The organism is Geomonas agri, from assembly GCF_020179605.1.
GTDB classification, from domain to species: Bacteria; Desulfobacterota; Desulfuromonadia; order Geobacterales; family Geobacteraceae; genus Geomonas; species Geomonas agri.
Genome location: NZ_JAINZO010000002.1, coordinates 1,608,383 through 1,628,281 on the forward strand (window position 1 = coordinate 1,608,383; position 19,899 = coordinate 1,628,281).

At 60.8% G+C, this 19,899-nt stretch carries 19 protein-coding genes; 10 read left to right on the plus strand and 9 right to left on the minus strand.

What is annotated here, in order from left to right; all coding sequences use genetic code 11:
• Nucleotides 1–100 precede the first annotated feature (100 nt).
• The 3 genes from K7R21_RS18425 (at nucleotide 101) to K7R21_RS18435 (ending at nucleotide 5,018) form a co-directional block, all read left to right on the plus strand.
• On the plus strand, nucleotides 101–2,113 hold the full coding sequence (locus tag K7R21_RS18425) for an FAD-dependent oxidoreductase (RefSeq protein WP_224984746.1): 2,013 nt from the start codon (nucleotides 101–103) through the stop codon (nucleotides 2,111–2,113).
• Nucleotides 2,114–2,168: 55 nt separating this feature from the next.
• A complete protein-coding gene (locus K7R21_RS18430) occupies nucleotides 2,169–4,640 on the plus strand; it encodes a molybdopterin-dependent oxidoreductase (RefSeq protein WP_224984747.1) in 2,472 nt (823 codons plus the stop codon).
• A 141-nt stretch (nucleotides 4,641–4,781) separates the two neighbouring features.
• The gene (locus K7R21_RS18435) at nucleotides 4,782–5,018 is read left to right on the plus strand and encodes a hypothetical protein (protein WP_224984748.1); all 237 of its coding nucleotides are present in this window, start codon (nucleotides 4,782–4,784) and stop codon (nucleotides 5,016–5,018) included.
• Nucleotides 5,019–5,027: 9 nt separating this feature from the next.
• Here the strand turns inward: K7R21_RS18435 and K7R21_RS18440 are convergent, their stop codons facing one another.
• The 9 genes from K7R21_RS18440 to K7R21_RS18480 all read right to left on the minus strand — a co-directional run bounded on the left by K7R21_RS18440 (nucleotide 5,028) and on the right by K7R21_RS18480 (nucleotide 10,795).
• A complete protein-coding gene (locus K7R21_RS18440) occupies nucleotides 5,028–5,588 on the minus strand; it encodes a menaquinol oxidoreductase (protein ID WP_224984749.1) in 561 nt (186 codons plus the stop codon).
• Between the two features lie 34 nt (nucleotides 5,589–5,622).
• Nucleotides 5,623–6,465 carry a cytochrome C gene (locus K7R21_RS18445; RefSeq protein WP_224984750.1) on the minus strand — a complete coding sequence of 281 codons (843 nt, stop codon included), beginning with the start codon at nucleotides 6,463–6,465 and terminating at the stop codon, nucleotides 5,623–5,625.
• Nucleotides 6,466–6,597: 132 nt separating this feature from the next.
• Nucleotides 6,598–7,953: a polysulfide reductase NrfD family protein gene (locus K7R21_RS18450; protein WP_224984751.1), complete on the minus strand. Its 1,356-nt coding sequence runs from the start codon at nucleotides 7,951–7,953 to the stop codon at nucleotides 6,598–6,600.
• Nucleotides 7,950–8,867, minus strand: coding sequence for a 4Fe-4S dicluster domain-containing protein (locus K7R21_RS18455; protein WP_224984752.1), 918 nt, complete (start codon nucleotides 8,865–8,867; stop codon nucleotides 7,950–7,952). The genes K7R21_RS18450 and K7R21_RS18455 overlap by 4 nt, the downstream gene beginning before the upstream one ends.
• Nucleotides 8,868–8,913: 46 nt before the next feature.
• Complete coding sequence (locus tag K7R21_RS18460; protein WP_224984753.1) at nucleotides 8,914–9,438, minus strand: cytochrome c3 family protein; 525 nt, start codon at nucleotides 9,436–9,438, stop codon at nucleotides 8,914–8,916.
• 61 nt (nucleotides 9,439–9,499) lie between these two features.
• Nucleotides 9,500–9,676 carry a hypothetical protein gene (locus K7R21_RS18465; RefSeq protein WP_224984754.1) on the minus strand — a complete coding sequence of 59 codons (177 nt, stop codon included), beginning with the start codon at nucleotides 9,674–9,676 and terminating at the stop codon, nucleotides 9,500–9,502.
• Nucleotides 9,677–9,716: 40 nt separating this feature from the next.
• Nucleotides 9,717–9,965 carry a hypothetical protein gene (locus K7R21_RS18470; RefSeq protein ID WP_224984755.1) on the minus strand — a complete coding sequence of 83 codons (249 nt, stop codon included), beginning with the start codon at nucleotides 9,963–9,965 and terminating at the stop codon, nucleotides 9,717–9,719.
• 84 nt (nucleotides 9,966–10,049) lie between these two features.
• Complete coding sequence (locus K7R21_RS18475) at nucleotides 10,050–10,436, minus strand: response regulator (RefSeq protein WP_224984756.1); 387 nt, start codon at nucleotides 10,434–10,436, stop codon at nucleotides 10,050–10,052.
• Between the two features lie 107 nt (nucleotides 10,437–10,543).
• Nucleotides 10,544–10,795, minus strand: coding sequence for a hypothetical protein (locus K7R21_RS18480; protein ID WP_224984757.1), 252 nt, complete (start codon nucleotides 10,793–10,795; stop codon nucleotides 10,544–10,546).
• Between the two features lie 560 nt (nucleotides 10,796–11,355).
• On the opposite strand from K7R21_RS18480, the gene K7R21_RS18485 reads away from it, so the two are divergent.
• From K7R21_RS18485 to K7R21_RS18515, 7 genes are all read left to right on the plus strand, one after another.
• Nucleotides 11,356–12,762 carry a sigma-54-dependent transcriptional regulator gene (locus tag K7R21_RS18485; RefSeq protein WP_224984758.1) on the plus strand — a complete coding sequence of 469 codons (1,407 nt, stop codon included), beginning with the start codon at nucleotides 11,356–11,358 and terminating at the stop codon, nucleotides 12,760–12,762.
• A 213-nt stretch (nucleotides 12,763–12,975) separates the two neighbouring features.
• Complete coding sequence (locus K7R21_RS18490; RefSeq protein WP_224984759.1) at nucleotides 12,976–15,288, plus strand: hybrid sensor histidine kinase/response regulator; 2,313 nt, start codon at nucleotides 12,976–12,978, stop codon at nucleotides 15,286–15,288.
• A 5-nt stretch (nucleotides 15,289–15,293) separates the two neighbouring features.
• Nucleotides 15,294–16,727, plus strand: a complete 1,434-nt coding sequence (locus K7R21_RS18495) for a sigma-54-dependent transcriptional regulator (RefSeq protein WP_224984760.1) — start codon at nucleotides 15,294–15,296, stop codon at nucleotides 16,725–16,727.
• A gap of 311 nt (nucleotides 16,728–17,038) precedes the next feature.
• Nucleotides 17,039–17,308 (plus strand): hypothetical protein, encoded by a 270-nt coding sequence (locus K7R21_RS18500; RefSeq protein ID WP_224984761.1) that lies wholly within the window; start codon nucleotides 17,039–17,041, stop codon nucleotides 17,306–17,308.
• 25 nt (nucleotides 17,309–17,333) lie between these two features.
• Nucleotides 17,334–18,050 carry a DNA-binding transcriptional response regulator gene (locus tag K7R21_RS18505; RefSeq protein ID WP_224984762.1) on the plus strand — a complete coding sequence of 239 codons (717 nt, stop codon included), beginning with the start codon at nucleotides 17,334–17,336 and terminating at the stop codon, nucleotides 18,048–18,050.
• Nucleotides 18,051–18,078: 28 nt separating this feature from the next.
• The gene (locus K7R21_RS18510) at nucleotides 18,079–19,167 is read left to right on the plus strand and encodes a cytochrome c3 family protein (protein ID WP_224984763.1); all 1,089 of its coding nucleotides are present in this window, start codon (nucleotides 18,079–18,081) and stop codon (nucleotides 19,165–19,167) included.
• Nucleotides 19,164–19,886, plus strand: coding sequence for a cytochrome b/b6 domain-containing protein (locus K7R21_RS18515; RefSeq protein WP_224984764.1), 723 nt, complete (start codon nucleotides 19,164–19,166; stop codon nucleotides 19,884–19,886). The genes K7R21_RS18510 and K7R21_RS18515 overlap by 4 nt, the downstream gene beginning before the upstream one ends.
• Nucleotides 19,887–19,899: the final 13 nt, after the last annotated feature.

Here is a 19,899-nt window from a genome sequence, read left to right on the forward strand (position 1 = left end):
AACTGGATACTGTATACAATGTGCACCGGACAATTTACTTAATAAATGTAAATATTTAGCCGATAATGCGGCCAATTTTACAGCTATTTCGGAGGCCTAAGTGGCAGAGGTAGTTTTTTCCAGCTGGGGCAGAAACATAGTTGACAACCGCAAGGGGGGCGAGAAGAAGGATATCTCCTTCAAACTGCCCGCCACCTACGACGGAGAGCGGCCGCTTTCGGCTTTCATCGGCTGGGATGGCATCATTTTGTACAACAAGGATGTCGATATCCCCGCCATGGTCGCCGAGTACATGAAGCGGGTGCAGACCAAGTACGTCTGCGGTAAGTGCACCCCGGGCAAGAAAGGGACCCGCGTCATCATGGACGCCCTCTCCGGGATCATGGAAGGGAGCGGCAAGGAAGAGGACCTGGACACCATCCTCGACGTCGGCAGCGTGCTGTCGCACTGCAAGTGCACCCTCTGCCCGAGTTCGGCAGTGCCGGTCATCGACGCGGTCACCCACTTCCGCGACGCCTTCGTGAACTACATCCGCGGCGCCAAGAGCCTCTCCTCGGAATTCCGCTACATCGAAAAGTACACGGCTCCGTGCATGGACAAGTGCCCGGCCCACATTGATATCCCGGCCTACATCGAATCGGTGAAGGATTACCGCTTCGGCGATTCGCTGGAGGACATTCGCGAATCGATGCCGCTCCCCTCGGTCTGCGGCCGCGTCTGTCCGCACCCGTGTGAGACCGCCTGCCGCAGGAAGAACGTGGACGAGTCGATCAACATCATGGTGCTCAAGCGCAGCGCCTCCGACTATGAGTGGCAGCACGGTCACCTCCCGCCGATGACTCCCAAGGCAAAGCAGTCCAAGAAGGTCGCCGTAGTGGGCGCAGGCCCGGCAGGTCTCGCCGCCGCCTACTACATGGCACTGGAAGGGTACCCGGTCACCATCTACGAGGCGCTCCCGCTCGGTGGCGGCATGGTCGCCGTAGGCATCCCGCCGTACCGCCAGCCGCGCCACCTGCTGCAGCGCGACATCGACATCATCCAGGGACTGGGCGTCGAGATCATCTACAACACCCGGGTGGGCAAGGACATCACCCTCGCCGAGTTGAGGCAGAAGTTCGATGCCGTGCTTCTCGCGCCGGGCGCGCACCGCTCCAAGCCGATGGGCGTCGAGGGTGAGGACAAGGGGTACAAGGGCTTCCTGACCGGCGGTATCGACTTCCTGAGAAACGTCTACCTCGGCCTTCCCACCGGGATGGGCAAGAAGGTCTTCGTGGTCGGCGGCGGCAACACCGCCATCGACTGCGTCAGGGTGGCGCTGCGCGAAGGGGCCGAGGAATCGGTGCTCGTTTACCGCCGCTCGCGTAACGAGATGCCGGCGGACGTCTGGGAGGTCGACGGGGCGGACGAGGAAGGGGTACGCTTCGAGTTCCAGGTGCTCCCGACCAAGGTCATCGCCAACGAGAACAACGAGGTCACCGGGGTCGAGCTGATCAGGATGGCTCTCGGCGAGCCGGACGCCTCCGGGCGCCGTCGTCCGGAACCGGTGCCGGGGTCCGAGTTCATCATCGAGTGCGACACCATTATCCCGGCCATCGGCCAGGACGCCGACCTCTCCTTCATCCCGGCCGACGCGGGGATCGACACCACCAAGTGGAGCACCATCGTCACCAAATACGTGCCGCTCAAGGGGCACGACGGCAAGGACCTGAAGGACAGCATGGGCAACATGCTCTCCAGGAACCTGATCACCGACTGCGACGGCGTCTTCGCCTCCGGCGACGCCGAGATCGGCCCGCTCACCGTTGTGGCCTGCGTCGGCAACGGCCACCGCGCCGCCAAGGTGATCCAGCGCTACCTGGAAGGGAAGGGCGTCGAGCTCACCGACGACGAGCGGATGGAGGACATCCTGACCTACTTCGGCGTCTACGACAAGAACGAGAACGTGCAGTGGCTGGACAGCGCCTCGCGCGAGCACCAAAAGGAGGTGCACGGCAAGGAGAGGGCGAGCTTCAAGAACTACTGCGAGGTGGAACTGGGCTACGCCAACAGCCAGGCGGTGCGGGAGGCCGAGAGGTGCCTGCGCTGCTACCGGGTCGCCATGGTGGCCGTCTAGGGCAGCTTCACCCGGACCTAGTGAATTCAATTACACCGAATACTGAGGTTTTTATATGGTCAGCTTAACCATTGATGGCAAAAGCGTGCAGGTCGAGAAAGGTACCACCATACTGGAGGCCGCAGCCACGGTAGGGATCACGATCCCGACGCTGTGCTGGCTCAAGAAGGTCTCCCCCACCGGCGCCTGCCGCGTCTGCGCGGTAGAGGTCGCGGGAGTGGAGCGTACCATGACCGCCTGCAACACGCCGGTCAAGGAGGGGATTGAGGTAACCACCGACACCCCGGCTCTCAGGGAAGCCCGCCGCAAGATCATGGAGCTCATGCTGGTGAACCACCCGCTGGACTGCCCGGTCTGCGACGCCGGCGGCGAATGCGACCTGCAGGATTCCTGCTACGCGCTCAACGCGACCAAGCAGGACTACTCGGCGATCCTCGAGCGCAAGGCGATCCGCTATGACTGGCCGCTCATCGAAAGCGACCCCAACCGCTGCATCCTCTGCGAAAAGTGCGTCAAGGTGGACCACGAGATCGTCGGCTGTGACGCCATCGAGGTGGTCAACAAGGGTGAGGACGCCATCATTGACACCGTGGACGGCAAGCCGCTCAACTGCGAGTTCTGCGGCAACTGCGTCGCGGCCTGCCCGACCGGCGCACTGATCACCAAGCCCTTCAAGTTCAAGGGGCGCCCCTGGACCTTCAACCGCATCCCCAGCGTCTGTGCCTTCTGCGGCACCGGCTGCCAGATCGAGTACCACGCGAAAGACGGGCACGTGGAGCGGGTCACCAGCGAGGACAGCAGCTACAACAGCGGCAACCTCTGCATCAACGGCCGCTTCGGCTACCGCTACCTGCACTCCACCGAGCGTCTTTCCGATCCGCTTTTGCGCGGCGACTCCGGCGCGCTCGCCAAGACCGACTGGGACACCGCCCTGGCCACCGCGGCCGGGAAGCTCAAGGAGATCGTGGCGCGTGACGGCGGCAAGGCCGTGGCGGGTCTGGGCTCCCCGAGGCTCACCAATGAGGAGAGCTTCCTGTTCCGCAAGATCTTCAGCGAAGGGCTGGGGAGCTCCAACCTCGACTCCGAGGCGGGCTTGGGCTTTGCTCAGGCGCAGGCACAGATGCAGCGCCGCTTCGGCTTTATCGGCGCCAGCAAGCAGCTGGACGCTCTCGACGAGGCGCAGGCGATCCTTGTGTTCGGCTGTGACCTCAACGCCGAGGCGACCGGTGCCGAGTACCGCGTCATCAAGGCGGCCTCCAAGAAGGACGCCCGCCTGGTGCTGGTCAACATGCGCGACGTTAAATTGAGGAAGTTTGCTAATGCGCACTTGAAACACCTCCCCGGTGCCGAGCTCCAGGTGATCTACGCACTGATGAAGGGGCTCATCGAGGCGGGTATCGCGCTTCCGTCCGGTGCCGAGAGCATCAAGGACGGGCTCGCGCAGCTTTCCATGGACGATCTCTGCCAGCAGGCCGGATTCACCGTCGCTGCCGTGGAGAACGCGGTGCGGCAGCTCGCCGGCATGACCCGCGTCGCCATCGTCTTCGGTGCCGACCTGGTCCGGAGCGCCGACGCCTCCACCAAGATCGCCGCTCTCGCCGATCTCGCTGTCCTCACCGGTTCGGCCAGCGAGCAGGGTGGCGGCATCTTCCCGGTCGACGCCAAGAACAACACCGTGGGCATGCTCGACATGGGGATCGCACCGGGCGCCGACGGCAAGGACATCTGGGGCATCGTGGACGGGATCGAGCAGGGGAGCATCAAGGCGCTCTACCTACTGGGTTGCGACCTGTCCGGCCTTCCGGACAACCAGCGTATCCGCAAGGCGCTCGGCAAGCTGGAGCTGTTGGTGGTCCAGGACGTCTTCCAGGGTGACTCCCTCGACTACGCCCACGTGGTGCTTCCGGCAGGCGCCGCCGCCGAGAAGAGCGGCTCCTTCACTTCGCTTGATAACCGAATTCAGGCCATCTTCAAGGCCGTGGACGCACCGGGGCAGGCCAAGGAAGACTGGGCCATCCTGGCCGATCTCTACAACAGGCTGACCGGCAACGTCCAGCGCATCACCCCGGCGAGCGTCATGGCCGAGATCAAGGAGTCAACCAAAGGGTACCAGCCCTTCGACGGCTCCCGCGGCGGCGCCATCAAGGGTGGCAGCGCGGTAAGAACGGACGCCCCGCTGGCGCCGATCGCCAAGCCTGCGGCACCCGCTCAGCCGAAGTTCCAGCTCTTGGTCGGCCCCATCGGGTTCCACAACGGCACCTCGACCACCCGCTCGGACGCCAATCTTGACGTGGCGCCGGCCGGCTTCGTGGAACTGCACCCGACCGACGCGGCCGCGCTCGGCATCGCCGAAGGGGCGAGCGTCAAGCTCTCCTCCGGCACCGGCGCTCTTACCGCAGCGGCGAAGATCAGCGACAAGCTGCAGCCGGGTTTGCTCTTCGCTCCCTCGCACTTCCGCGACCTGAACGCCAACGCGCTCCTCAAGGGGAACTGCAACCTGGTGGAAGTGAAGGTCGAAAAAGCGTAATACGCCGCAACGGCGTGACTGATGAAGAGGCCCCGTCCCATGGTACGGGGCCTTTTTTTTATGGCGGCCGCAAGCGGATGATGCTAGTCTTCTGCCTCAGCGGCAGACCACTCTATAGCTATTTTTCAAGGGGAGATCCCCATGGACGACAAACTTGCGCAGATAGCCGCGCTGGCGGGAAAGAACGACAAGATCGCCGAAAAGTTGGAACAGATGCTCACCGGCCCCAATGACCGTGCCTACGTGGTCTGCAGCTTCGACGACTGCAAGTTGCACGAAAAGGGGCGCTGCACCATCTATACGGTGCTCGACGTGCCGCGCATGAAGACCGGACAGCCCTGCAGCGGCTACGAAAAGGTGAGTGCGGCGGAGAACTGAGGGGGGAGGTCAGTCGTAGAGGGAATCTTCGTCTTCCTCGGGGGGCATGCGGCCGTTTCGTTCCAGGAAGGCGAGTTGCTCACTGCGCTTGACAATCTGGTCGTTGCAGAAAGTCCAGATCCGGTAGCTTTCCAGGCACAGGATGGTGAAGCCGGCACCGAAAACGGCCCAGTAGTTGTCCTGGAGCCCTTCAGCGAAATAGTAGAAGAGGTAGAAGCCGGCCAGGTAGCCGACGTGGCAGAAGCTGCTGGGATGACGTATGCCGGCCATCATGCGCGACAGGCTCAGTATGATCGCCGAAAAGGTGTAGAGCACCAGCACCAGGCTGATCATGAGCGGTTTGGGCGCCGCTCCCAGTGTCGCCACCACCTCCTGGGGGCGGGGCAGGAACCAGAACTCACGCCAGGCGACGGTGCTCAAAAGCAGAAACAGGGACAGCGCCCAAAGCCCCCGGTTGGAGAACCTTTTCAGCCTCCCTATCTCATCCAGAAGTCCCTGGCGCAACTGCCCCTGCGCGTCGCGCGCCAGTTCCCCCACGGTCCCCGCCTTGTTGTTTTCCGCCTGCTCCATTGATCGCTCGCTGACTTTCACGCCACTGGAAAAGCTACTTGTGTTGGCAGACCGGGCCGCGTTCCTTGGTGTTGAGAGGCTGTTTCTCAATTTCACTTAATTTGGCTCTGATAAAGTAGTAGGATTGTGCGATCTTGTCAAGCTCATAGGGGAGCCTCGGCGGACGGGTGGTCCCACTTCCTTCCTCATTGCTTTCAGTGTACTCCTGCAACTTCCTCATCGGAACCAGTACGATCATCTTTAACAGTGTGATGACTCCCGCGATGGTGAGGAACAGGGTCAGGATGGAGAAGATCAGCATCTGCATCTTGATCAGCGCCAAAGAGTGCAAGGTCGCTTCCTGTGACAGCCCGATGTCCAGCGTTCCCAGTACCCGCTGTTCGGCGGGGTGGAAGTGGCAGGCGGCGTTGGCGCATTCCGGCTCGTTGTAGATCGGGGCCGTGATGGCCAGGATCTCGTCGCCGGCGGCATTCTTAAAGGTGCGCGCCTTCTGCATGGTCCCCAGCGTAGTGATGGGGGCCGCCTTCTCGTGGCAGACCACGCACCCTTCCGCCTTCTTGTCCACCTGGCGGTTCACCTCTTCAGGCTTGGAAGAAAAGGCCACTACCCCCCTCTTGTTGAAGATGCGTACGTGCTGAACACCGTTTTGGGCGCTGATGTTGCGGATGATGGCGCTGTTGAGCTCCGAGTCCGACTTCATCATGGCGTAGCGGGTGGACTTCAGCACGATGCCGGCCAGGTTGTTGGCCTGCGTGATGGAATCCCGGATCACCACCTGCTTGATGGCCGCGTAGAGGAGCACGAAGCAGACCACCAGAAATCCGGTAACCACTATCCCTACGGGAACCAAGGCCCTTCCTGCGATCTTGTCGAACATGGCTCCATCTCCAATCTGGGTTGCCGGTGAACTACCGCCGTCAGCCCCGTAGTGCCGCTCTTGCCTCTTTGAACCAACCGTGCTTTCGGGCGCCGGCCCTGCGGCCGGCGCCCCTGTGCCATCCTTTCCGTATCAATCCAGCTTGGTCATGCTGCTGTAGCTCGCCACCGGGATGCTGCTCGCTTCGCGTCTGCCCAGGGCCGGTGCCGGTACTGCCTCGGGCACGGTCTCTTCCTGCTCCTGCTGGCGCCATTTGTACAGGATCGGCAGCCGATACAGGATGAAACGGTAGACCACGATGTAGGTGGCGAAGATGGTCAGGCTGATGATCACCTCGCGCCAGGGTGGGATCTCGCGGTGCGGCAGTTTCCAGTTGAAGGTGATCATGGCGGTGTTGACCCGGTTCAGCACGACGCCAAACACGGTCATGAAGGCGCCCAGGCGCACGATGGCCATTTTCCGGGTGTGCACGCCGTAGGTCATCAGGGTAAGCGGCAGCATGAAGCCGACGATGATCTCCAACATGAACCACTGCCCCCAGCCGGTGTCCAGGTAGGCCCACTTATTGTCATGGGCGATGGCGATCAGCTTGATGGTGATGTAGGTGGCGATCCCCATGCAGGCGCCCTTGGCGAGCGACACGGTCACCTTGTCCAGTTTCTCACGGAAGCGGCTGTCGCCGCGCCATGCCATGGTCTTGGCCGCGATGGTGCTCACCGTGATCACCATGCACAGGCCCCCCGGCAGCGAGGAGACGAAGAAGTGCAGCCACTGGAACGAGGAGGAGTACCAAAGCGGGTGCACCTTGCCCGGAGCGTAGGTGAACAGCGCACCCAGTGCACCCTGGTGCAGGGTCGACAGGATGATGCCGGAAACGGTGAGCCCCAGGGTGATCTTGCGGACCCCCCGCTTGCCTGCCGGGAACCCGATCCACTCGAAGAAGGCAGTGGAGACCTCAGCGACCTGCACTGAGAGGTACGTCGCGACGTGCCAGGCGACCAGGAAAAGTACCGCGGCCGGACCGAAGGAAACCACCATCGGGTAGGGGAGGCGCCAGGGCTGTCCCAGGTCGGCCAGAAGGTACATGACCGCGAAGAAGTAGCCGAGGAGGCCGTTTAGAAGCGCCAGCCGCTCAATCGGTTCCAGGTCGTGCCTGCCGAAGATCTCGCAGGCGGTGCCGAGTTGGAAGCCAGAGGAGGAGAGGGGCACCATGGCGAAGAGGCCGAACCCGAGGAACAGGCCCCAGGGGTAGTCGTTGGAGCCGCTGGTGGCCCAGGCCAGTCCGAAGAAGAACCGACCGATCAGGATCGGGATCCCGATGGCGAAGATCGCGGCGAGGATCCAGTTGAAGGGGTTGCGGAAGGCCTGCAGCAGGTACTGGCTTGGGGTGAGCCCCAAAAGGAGCTTGTTAACCAGCGTGCGCTTCTTGCCGTCCTCGTCGTACGGTGAGTCCACTATTGCCAAACCGTGCTGGATCATTTTTTTCATGGCTTGGTATCCTCCTGGTTGGATTCGGTTTCGTGCCCATGCTCACCGTGCTCCTGGTTCTTGCAGAGCAGGTGGATGCCGGAGAACAGCGCCGGCCAGATGGAAAGTACCATCGGCACCATGCCGAGGAAGTCCTTCACGTTGGAAATGATGGGGTCGTTGGACAGCGTGGTGTCGAAGCCCAGCTTGTCGAAGCCGACCGGGGCCAGGTAGAGCCAGCTGGTACCGCCCACTTCCTTCTCGCCGTAGACGTGGTCCACGTAGCGCTCGGGGGTGGCGCGGATGCGTTCGTGCGCCAGTTTGATCAGGTCGGCGCGGTGCCCGAACGTGAGCGCCTCCTGCGGGCAGATCTCGACGCATGCGGGGGGCTTGCCGTACTTGAGCCTGGTGTCGTAGCACAGGATGCACTTCTTGACGATCGGGTTGGTTGCGCTGTCGTAATCGTAGCCCGGCGCGTTGAACGGGCAGGCGATCATACAGTTGCGGCAGCCGACGCAGACCTTGGAGTTGTAGATGACCGCCCCTTCCTGGGTCTTCGTATAGGCGTTAACGAAGCAGGAGGTGAGGCAGGCCGGCTCGTTGCAGTGGTTGCACTGCACCTTGCGGTACACCGGGCCGGACGGCTGCTCTTTCTGGTAGCGGTTCACCACCGTGTAGGCCTTGGACGTCGGGCGCCGGTCGTGTTCGAATACTGCCGGATCGTCGAACGAGGTGTCCGGTTCCGGCAGTTTCTGTTCTTTGTTGCAGGCAGCTTCGCAGCTGCGACAGCCGATGCAGCGGGTGGTGTCGACCAGGACACCCATCGCTTCGGGGTATCCCTCAAAGGAACCGCTGGCGTAACCTTTGTTGGTCTTGCCCAGCGCTATGGTGGTCCCGCCTATCAGGCACGCCTTCAGGAAGTTTCTTCGTTTCATCAGCGTTCCTCCTCAATTCATGATGAGCTGCTGTAGTTGGTGCATCTCATTCCTCTTCTGCATGGGCGGGTTTGGCTCCCTTGCGGTTCGTGCTGTAGAAGGCTGCGCCCTCTTTGGTGCGCGGATGGCAGTCCTGGCACCCGGTCGGGCCGTTGCCCACCTTGTTGTGGCAGCCGATGCAGTTTTGGTGCATGGCCCCTTTGAGCCCCATCTTGTCCAGGTGGTAGCGCTGCTTGTCGGCGCGCTTGGCGGCGAGGGTCTCCGGGGAGAACGGGGTGGCCGAATGGCAGCCCTTGCAGGAGACCACGGCGGTCGGGCTCGAGTTCTGGTGGCAGCGGGCACAGTTGGGATCCAGTACCAAGGTGCCGGTGGTGTGGTGGTGGCAGTCGGCGCACTCCTTGATCGACTGGATGTGCTTGGCGTGATTGAAGGTAAACGGGCTGAACAGCTTGCCGTTCTGGTTCAAGGTGATGGAGTCCGGTACCGGCGCGCACTGCAGCGCAGCAGGGGAGGACACCGAAATGGCGCCTATGGAAAGCGCGGCAACTATAAGATGTTTGTAAGAGGACATGTCATGTTCTCCTGGCTCTGTAGTAGTGGGGAGGCTCACTCCCTTGCTGCTAGATCCGATGCTAGTGGCGCGCTGCTTCCTTGGTTCCGTCCTGCTCCTTCTTATGCAGGTAGCGGTAGAACATGGGGAACCCGATGAAGAAGGCAACGCAGATCAGGTACTCCACCCCTTTGATGTACTGGTAGAAATCCACCAGCGTGAAGACTTCCTTTATTTGTCCTACGGCGTCCAGTGTCATGGCTTGGCTCCTTTGCGATCAGGTTGAAATCCATCGCCCCCTAGTGGCTCTTGGCGCGGGAGGGTGACTTTTCCTGCTCCTTGCCGATTCCCTTGAGCATGCCGTAGAGCGTGATCAGTGCCGGGACCAACTGGACCACCAGCACCAGGGCGCAGAACCCGAGGAAAAGCAGGATGCCGAGCTTGCTGACAAACACCTTGCTGGTCGAGGCGGCGAAAGCGTTGGCTGTCGTCATAAGAAAAACAATGGCTGTGTTCACTAACGCTGGCAGACGCATCTTGGTTTTCATAACTTCCTCCTTTTGGCGCTTTGATGTGAAAGACGTGGTCGACTTATCTTCGGGGCCACGCGGTACCGGCCCCCTTTGTTACCGTTATGCCATCTGCAACTTGAGGCTTTCGAAGGCGCACCGTACTGCCTGTCTGATCTCGGCGCGGTCCTCGGCGTTCACCGGCTTAAGCGCGTGGTAGAAGATCCCCTCGCTCCTGAGCTTCCTGGAGAGCGGCAGCGAGGTGCCGGCGGCTATCAGGATGATGGACAGCTTGCGGTTGCACTGTTTCAGAAGCGGGATGATCTCCGATGCGGAGAACTCGTCGAATTTGGTTCCCAGGAGCACTACCTGAGCGGTTCTTTTCAGGATCCCGGAAACAGCACTTTCTATCGAGTTGGTGACGATCACGTTGTAGCCGGACTCGATGAACATCTCGGCCATCTGTTTTCTGCAGTCCATGTCTTCGTCCACGATGAGAAGTCCTTGCATAGCTTTACCCTCACACGACTGGGAGCATAGGTTCCGCTGTACGTTGGCTGCGTCGCCGACACCGGCGGGCGCACCGGCAGAAGTACGCCCCGCCAGTCGGCCAGCGGTCATAGGCTGGTCCTGTTGTTCTTGGCAACCTCTTTCGCGCGCTGCTCGGCTTCGGTGGAAAACATTCCTTTCAAGATGCGGAAGAACATGGCGAGGCCCGGTCCCAGTTGAAACAGGATCACCATGGCTATAAATGCGATGAAGATGATGGCAGCCAGGCCGAGGCCCCCGGTTTCAGTTGCGGCGGGAGATGCCATAGCCTGGGTTCCGTCCATCACCAGCGAGGCTGTCGTTACGGATAGAACCTTCATGATAGTCTCCTTTCCTTTGGTGTGTCTGCGAACCTGGCTCAGCTTGCCTGCCTGATGACCTTACTTAGCATCCAACGTGCCATTCACGAGCGAAAGTTGTAAGATGCTGTTTTTAAACGCGTTCTTTGGCGGCGTCATGGTCGCTTCGGGAGGGCTCGGGCGGCCGAATGTATAGTGACCCTATACATGCTGCGTATCGCTCCGGAGGGGGATTCTGGGGGTGGTCAGTAAAAACGTAATAATTTCGGGGTTTAAGTGGGGGCGGTGCGGTGTATTGTTCCGGCATACACCAATAAATTCAGGTGAATTGGCGTGGTTACGGTCAGTCTCATGCGAAAGCGGGAGGCGAAGCAGCAGGTCTGTCACAGGCTGCGCAGTGAAAGTATTTTCATGTCTTTCTGTTGACAGAGTCTTCGTAGTAGGCTATTGATACAGCGGGCGGACTCCGTGGAGGGAGTCTCCCAATGGCAGAGGGTGACGCATGGGGCCGTCCTGCTTCAGCGGGCTCGAAAAACCGGTAGGCACGGTGCATCCATAGCTGGATATAACATGGTGATTCTATGCATATTCTAGTGGTCGATGATGAGTCTGTTATTAGGGATGGCCTGGCACGAATTCTCGAAGGAGATTCCTTTACCGTAGATGCGGCCAAGAACGGGCACGCTGCCATAGAGTTTCTGCAGCAGAAACAGTTCGACCTGATCATCACCGACCTCAAGATGCCGGGCATGAGCGGGTTTGAGGTGCTGAACGCGGTCAAGATACTGCAGCCAGACACGCCGGTGATCATGATCACGGGGTTCGCAACGGTGGAGACCGCCGTCGAGGCGATGAAAAACGGCACCGTCGACTACATCGTCAAGCCCTTCACGCCTGAGCAGATCCTGGAGAAGGTGCACCTCGCGCTGGAGCAGAAGAAGAGCACGGTGGAAGATATCGTGGTGAAGAAGGAGATCGACTGCCACCACGGCTTCGACGAATTCGTCGGGGAAAGCCGCGAGATGCAGAAGGTTTACCGCCGCATCATCCAGGTTGCCGCCACCGACAGCACCGTCCTGATCACCGGCGAGAGCGGCACCGGCAAAGAAGTGGCCGCCCGCGCCATCCACAAGCACAGCTCCAGGCGCGACCAGCCCTTCGTCGCCGTCGACTGCACCGCCCTCGCCGAAAATCTCCTCGAGAGCGAACTTTTCGGGCACGTCAAAGGCTCCTTCACCGGCGCGATGCAGACCAAGATGGGGCTTTTGATGGTCGCCGACGGCGGGACGCTCTTCCTCGACGAGGTCTCCAACATCAGCCTCTCCACCCAGGCCAAACTCTTGCGCGTGCTGCAGGAGCGCCAGGTCACCCCGATCGGCGGCACCCAGCCGGTCTCCTTCAACATTCACCTCGTGGCTGCCACCAACCGTAACCTGAAGACCATGGTGTCCGAGGGCAAGTTCCGGGAAGACCTCTTTTTCCGCCTCAACATCATTCCCCTGGAACTCCCTCCGCTGCGCGAGCGCAAAGGGGACATCCCGCTTTTGATCCGCCACTTCATGAACAAGTTCGTCGAGGAGGTCGGCAAGGACCTGCGGGGCATCTCCCCGGAGGCGATGCACTTCCTGGAGAACTACTCCTATCCCGGCAACGTGCGCGAACTGGTGAACACCATCGAGCGCGCCGTGGTCCTGTGCGAGGGGGACGTGATCCAGAAGGAAAACCTGGAACTGGGCGAAGCGGCCGAGGTATGCAGCACTGGTTTCGAGGGGTTCGTTCCGACCAGTGCCGAGGCCCTCAAGGAGATGAAGCGCCACATTCGGGACCGCTCGGTCGAGAACGTCGAGAAAGCGTTTGTGATCCAGGCCCTTAAGCGCAACAACTGGAACATCTCGCGTGCCGCCGAAGAGACGGGCATGCTGCGCCCCAACTTCCAGACCATGTTGAAACGGCTGGGTATCTCCGTTAAGGACTACTTCGGCCGCTAGCAAAGCCCAGCCGGTCTCCTGTCGCAGCGCGACCATTCTCCCCTCCGACGGCCGCCACCGTGGCCGACACTGTTTCTGCGCCGCTAGCTCATATCAGCGTTCCTCACAGCGATCTCTCTTTTATTGTGCTCCGACTCATGGCGAGCATTTTCCAATGTGTTAAACTCAATGCGGATTTCTCTTAACGGCCGCAAACGGCAGGGGAGAGCGTGCATGAAACAGATCAACAGTGAAAGAAAGCTGACTCCTCTCAATATCTCGATTGTCTATGCCGTCGTCGGTGTCCTCTGGGGCGCTGCTTCCTGCCTGTTCCCGGCTGTCCTGGCCCACAAAAGCTCCATGTACCTCTCTGTGGAAACCCTGAACCACGCCTTCTTCATACTTGCCACGGCTGCGCTGCTGTACCTCTTGATCAGCCGCAGCGAAGGGGACGTGGTACGCGGCAGGGAGTCGCTGTTCAGGGTAAACCGGGCGCTCAAGACCTTCAGCGGCTGTAATCAGGCGCTGGTAAGGGCGACGGACGAACTGCAGCTTATGAAGGATGTCTGCCGCACTATCGTTGCGACCGGCGGCTACAAGCTGGCTTGGGTAGGGATGGCCGAACACGATGACTGGAAGACGGTGCGCCCCGTGGCACAGTGGGGGGACCGGGGTGGCTACCTGACCAAGCTGGACATGAGTTGGGCCGACATCGACCGAGGCCGCGGTCCCACCGGCACCGCCATCAGGACCGGGACCACGCGCATTGTCCAGAATATCCGCTACGATGCCAGCTGGACCCTGTGGCGGGAAGAGGCGCTTAAGCATGGCTTCGCTGCGTCGATATCGCTGCCGCTGGTAAACGAAGGGCGGCCGCTGGGGGCATTGGTTATCTTCGCCGGGGAAAAGCGGGCCTTTGGCAAACAGGAGGTAAAGCTCCTGGAGCAGTTGGCGGACGATCTCTCGTTCGGCATCGCGACGCTACGCATGAACGTCGAACGTAAGAAGGCTGTACAGGAAATTATGCTGCTCGCCTCGGTGATCGAGCAGTCCAAGGAAGGACTCATCCTCTTCGATAGCGACGGCACCATACAGTATGTAAACCCAGCCATAGAGACCATCACCGGGCATGACGCCCAATGCATCGTCGGGCGCAACGTCGCGGTCCTGGGTGACAGCGACAGCGGCGTCGAACTGTATCGTTCCGTGTGGGACGACCTGACCAAGGGGGAGCGGCGGACGGGGGGGCACTTCATCCAGAAGGGCAAAGAGGGAGAGTGCTACGAGATCGATATTACCTTCTGGTCCATCTCCGATACCAGCGGTGCAGTGAAGAATCACGCCGCCCTGGTCCGGGACGTGACCCACGAACTGCAACTGGAACGGCAGTTGCGTCAGGCGCAGAGGATGGAAGCGATAGCCACCCTGGCCGGCGGTATCGCCCACGACTTCAACAACAACCTGGCCTCCATCATCACCTGTACCGAGATGGCACGGGACGACGTGCCGCCGGAGAGCCCCCTGCGCGAGCTTTTGGACGTGGTGCTGAAATCGAGCTACCGGGGGCGCAAACTGGTGAAGCAGATCCTCACCTTCTGCTGCAAGGGGGAGCAGGAGCGGCAGCCGGTCCAGGTCGAGGCCATCGTGAACGAATGCCTGAACCTGATGCGCCCCTCGATACCGTCCTCGATAACGGTCCACGCGCACCTGGAACCAGACCTCGGCATGATCATGGCCGACTCGACTCAGATCCACCAGATCATCATGAACCTGGTCACCAACGCGAGCCATGCCATGCGGCTCAAAGGGGGGACCCTCGAACTTGCGCTGGAAAACGTCACCCTTGACGCCGACTCCCTCGCGGCCCCGGATCTCCCTCCCGGCCCTTACCTGAAGTTGACCGTGAAGGATTCGGGCCACGGCATGGACCAAAAGACCATGGAGCAGATCTTCGATCCTTTCTTCACCACCAAGGGGCACAACGAGGGGACAGGGCTCGGCCTTTCCGTGGTGCACGGCATAGTCAGGAACCACGGTGGGGGGATCACGGTGAGTAGCAGGCCGGGACTCGGGGCGACCTTCGAGGTGTTGCTACCCCGGATCGCCGCGGTGCAGAATGATTCCCTGCTGCAGCCGGAGGCCGCTTCGATGGCCGGGAGCGGCAGGATCCTCTTCGTCGACGACGAGGAGGATGTCGTCTTCGCCGGCAAGAAGATGTTGGAGCGGCTTGGCTACCAGGTCGTTACCGGCTGCGACGGAATGGAGGCGCTGGAGATCTTCCGGGCCGACCCGGGTGCCGTCGACCTGGTCATCACGGACCAGACCATGCCGCGTATGACCGGTATAGAGTTGTCGCGTGAACTCGTCGCAGTCCGCTCCGATCTTCCGGTCATTCTCTGCACCGGCCTGGGGTCGGGGGTGGATCGCACCGCCCAGCGCGAGGAGGCTGAGCAGGCGGGGGTGCGTGAAGTAGCGTACAAGCCGCTGGACCGCGAGGAAATGACGGCGATGATACGCCGGGTGATGGCACCGGCCGGGGAGGCATGACGGGTATGGCGAAGATCCTGATCATTGACGACGAGGAGACCGTCTGCCAGTCCATGGCCCTCGTGGGCAAGCGTGCCGGGCATGAGACGAACTGCGCCAGGACGCTCGCCGCCGGCTGCCAGCTCGCGTCCGAAGGGGACTTCGACCTGGTGTTCCTCGATGTGCGGCTTCCCGACGGCAACGGCCTGGAGATGCTGCCGCGCCTGGCGCAGGCCCCGTCCAAGCCGGAGATCGTCATCATGACCGGGTACGGCGACCCGGCCGGTGCGGAATTGGCGATTACCAGCGGCGCGTGGGATTACATCGAGAAAGGATCCTCGGTCAAGGACATCACCCTATCTCTGGTGCGGGCCTTGGAATACCGAAAGCAGAAGCTCTCCCTCTCCGGACGGCAGGAGGTGGTTGCCTTGAAGCGGGAGAACATCATCGGCAACAGCCCTGCCCTGACCGCCTGCCTCGATGCCGTGGCGCGTGCGGCGGTGAGCGACGCAGGCGTTCTCATCCTGGGGGAGACCGGATCGGGGAAGGAACTTTTCGCGCGGGCGGTGCACCAGAACAGCAAGCGCAGCGACAAGCCCTTCATAGTCGTGGACTGCGCCAGCTTACCGGAGACGCTGGTGGAGAGCCTGCTGTTCGGACATGAGAAGGGGGCATTCACCGGCGCCGAGAAGGCGCGCGACGGGCTGGTGAGCCAGGCCCACGGCGGGACGCTCTTCCTCGATGAGGTGGGCGAGTTGCCATTCGCCACGCAAAAGGCGTTCCTCAGGGTCCTGCAGGAGAGGCGCTATCGCCCGGTGGGGGGCGCGCGCGAACTGGAGAGCGATTTCCGGCTGGTGGCGGCCACCAACCGCAACCTGAGCCAGATGGCGGAGGCGGGAACCTTCCGCAGCGACCTCCTCTTCAGGTTGAGCACCTTCGTCATCGAACTCCCCCCGCTGCGGGAGCGCAGCGAGGACATCAAGGAGCTTGCCCGTTATTACATGGACAAGTTCTGTGAGAGTAACGGCCTGTCACCCAAGGGGAGCTGCCCCGAATTCATGGAAACCCTGCAGGCCTACAGCTGGCCCGGTAACGTACGCGAGTTCATCAACACCATCGAGCGGACCGTGCTGACCGCCCGGGAACAGCCGGTTCTTTTCGCCCAGCACCTGCCGACGCAGATTCGGGTGCAGGTGACTCAAAGCGCCGTCAACCGCCACGAGACCGCAGCCGCGGCTCCGGCTCCGGCTCCGGCTCCGGCTCAACTGGCTCCGCCCAGTCAACTCCCCAAGCTGAACGACTTCCGTGACAGCATCTATACCCAGGCCGAGAAGCAGTACCTCTACGACCTGATGGCTCTGGCCCAAAACGACATCGCCACCGCCTGCGACCTCTCCGGCCTTTCTCAGTCCCGTCTGTACGCCCTCTTGAAGATCCACGACTTGCACCGCTCGCCCTAGCCAGCCGCCGTACCTCTTCCCTTCCCATCTTTTTTTCCTGTCCCGCAGGAACGTTCCTGCGCGGCAGGAAAAGCTGTCGACAGTTTTCCTAGATGTTGAAGTTGTGTAAGTGTATGAAAATACATGGATATGTCTGTGTGCCTGGCCGTTTCTCCTCCCGCTCCTCCTTTTCTTCCTTAGACGTTGTTCTCGTATCATGGTGTGACTAAGTCGCTGTAATTATTGGGCTTTATCATTTTTTGTGCGTTTGGCACCAGGGTTGCTAAGTATGGGTAACCCTTCGGGGAATAATGCGGAAAAAGGAGAGGGCCATGACAAAGGAAACGAAAGAATCATTGTCCGGGAAAGTGACAAGTTGGTCGATCATCGGGGTGGTTGTGGCCGGGACGCTCCTCATCTCCGGTATAGCCGATGTCTCCGAGGGTAGCGGGCTGATGGCGAAGATATTCCTCCTCTTCATCGGCGCCATCATCGTCGTTCAGGTCATCCCTGGCGTTATGCTCTTCGGCGCCATGCTCAAGGGTATTTACGGCCTGTTTGGCAAGAAGGTGAAAGTCCCTCTGGAACAGGACAAAAAGTAGCTGTCGCGAATTCGCGAGGTGGCTTATGGACGAACGGGGAATCATCATAGCGGACCGCGACGCCGAGTTCCGCAGCCAGGTAGCCGAATACTTCCGCAAGGCGGGGTACGAGGTCGAGACCACTGATTCAACAGTCCACGTGCTCTGCAGCATCCTGCAGAAGAAGACACCGGTGTTGTTGTTGGGAAGCGACTTCGACCAGAAGGTTTCGTCGTCGGATCTGATTCACCTGCTGAAGAAATGCAACCGCCACCTGAACGTCATCATGGTCTCTGACGACATGCCGCTGAACCAGGCGAGGCAAGTACGCAAGGCGGGCATCTTCTACCAGGCTATGAAGCCGACGGAGACTGGTGATACCGAGGAGCTGGGCCAGGCCGTCGAGTGCGCCTTCAAGACCTACCGCGCCAGCCGTCAGCAGGAGCGCATGGAGGCCTCGATGCGGCGCCGGGCACATAGGCGCGAAACGGTGGGAAAACAATCCGCCAGTGTGCCCAGGCGCTTCTCCTGGCTGATAGCGCTCGCCGTTCTCGTCTTCGGCACGAGCTTCCTGGCCGTCTCGGCGGCCCAGAGCATCGAGCGCGGCGGCAACCTCGGGATGTGGCTCTTCGTCGGGTTCAGCGCCCTGTTGCTGGTGGCGCAGTTCTTCCCGATCTTCCGGATCAAGTTGCCGCAGCGCATTTTGGCGCAGCGAACTGCCAAAGAGCAGGCTGCCTCATCGAACGAAAAATCATCTCACTAAAGGACGCGCTCCTTGAAAGGAGGGATACGTGAAATCAGCCGACCTACAAAAGATGAGTTTCCTCGCCAAGCTGGCGCTGTGCGCCTGGGCGGTTGCCGGGCTCATCGCCCAAGCCAACGCCTGGGGATTCTCGTACGGTGACCAGAGTGGCAACAACCAGGCCTGCCTGTCCTGCCATGGCAAAACTGGCGAGGTGCCCAAGGGGACCTTCATCGACCCGCAGCGCTTCACACAGACCGCTCATGCCAACCTCGGGTGTGAAGCCTGCCACGCGACCGTCCCCGCCAACCATCCGGACGGCAACAAGGTGCCCAGGGCCGACTGCCGCGAATGCCACTCCGGCATCAGCGAGGAGTACGCCAAGGGGCTCCATGCTTCAAAGACTGCCTGCAACGGTTGCCATAACCCGCACCTGGTGCAGAACCCGAAGGACGTTTCCGGCCAGGAGATCAACATGATCTGTTCCAACTGTCACAACTCGTTGGAGATGACGGCGAAACACGGCGAGTGGCTGCCCCAGTCGGAACTGCACCTGCGCATGCTGCCGTGCATCACCTGCCATACCGGCGCCAAGGACTATTACATCAGCATGTACATAGTCAAGAGCAAGGGTGACAGTAGGTACGGCAAGCAGGAAGTCGCCGAGTACGCAGATCTCAAAGCCATGGCCGGTGGCCGCCCCATCGTGTCCCTTATCGACACCAACCGGGACAACTACGTTTCCCTGGAAGAACTGCGCGTCTTCAACCGCACCCAGGCGTCGCTCCATCTGCACGGGATGATGACCCCCTCCACGGTCTCGCACAAGTTCGAGATCCTCGACAGCAGGCGTAACTGCAGTTTCTGCCATACCTCGGGCTCCGGGCCCATGCAGACCAGTTTTATAGCCGTGCCGGAAGCAGACGGCAGCTTCCTCAGAGTGCCGGTTGAGAAGGGGGCGGTCCTCGATGCCCTCTATGCCGCTCCGGATTTCTACATGATGGGGTCCACCAAGAACGGGAAGCTGAATCAGATCGGGCTGGCCATCATCTGCTGCGGTCTCATCATGCCGGTGGGACACGGGTTCGTAAGGTTCCTGACCCGTAAAAATAGGAAACAAAAGGAGCATCAGTCATGAGCGAGAAAACGAGGATCTACCTACAGCCCTGGCCCATACGCATCTGGCACTGGATCAACGCCTCGGGCATCATCATCCTGATCCTGTCCGGCGCCCAGATCCGGTTTCCTGAGACTCTGAGCATCTTCACCAGCTACAAGAGCGCCATCGAGGTGCACAACACCGCCGGGATCATCGTTTCCATCTCCTTCTCGTTCTGGTTCTTCTACTACAAGATGGTGAAGAACACGCTGGACAAGTTGTACATCCCGGACGAGGAAGACATCAAGCACGGCCTGGTACGTCAGCTCCTGTATTACTGCTTCTGGTACTTCCTGGGGCGTCCGAGCCCATACCACGCTACGCCGGATCACAAGTTCAACCCGATGCAGAAATCGGCGTACCTGGCGGTCATGTTCGTGCTCATGCCGCTGGTGGGGCTCACGGGAATCCTGCTGCTGAACGTAACCCCACTGCGCGTGCTGATCCTGATGTGGGGCGGCATCAAGTTTATCGTCGCGCTCCATTTCCTTCTGGCCTGTTCGCTGCTCGCCTTCCTCTGCACGCACGTCTACCTGGCGACCTTGGGCGACTACATCAAGCCGATGCTGATCGGGTGGGAGGAAGTGGAAGAGCATGCAGAAGCGGAGGCGCCCACGGAAGTCGCCATTCCTGGCTACCGGCCGGTGCGTCACTACCCCGAGTACGAGCAGGAACTTCTGGAGCAGCGTCATAGTTGATGGACAGGGTTGC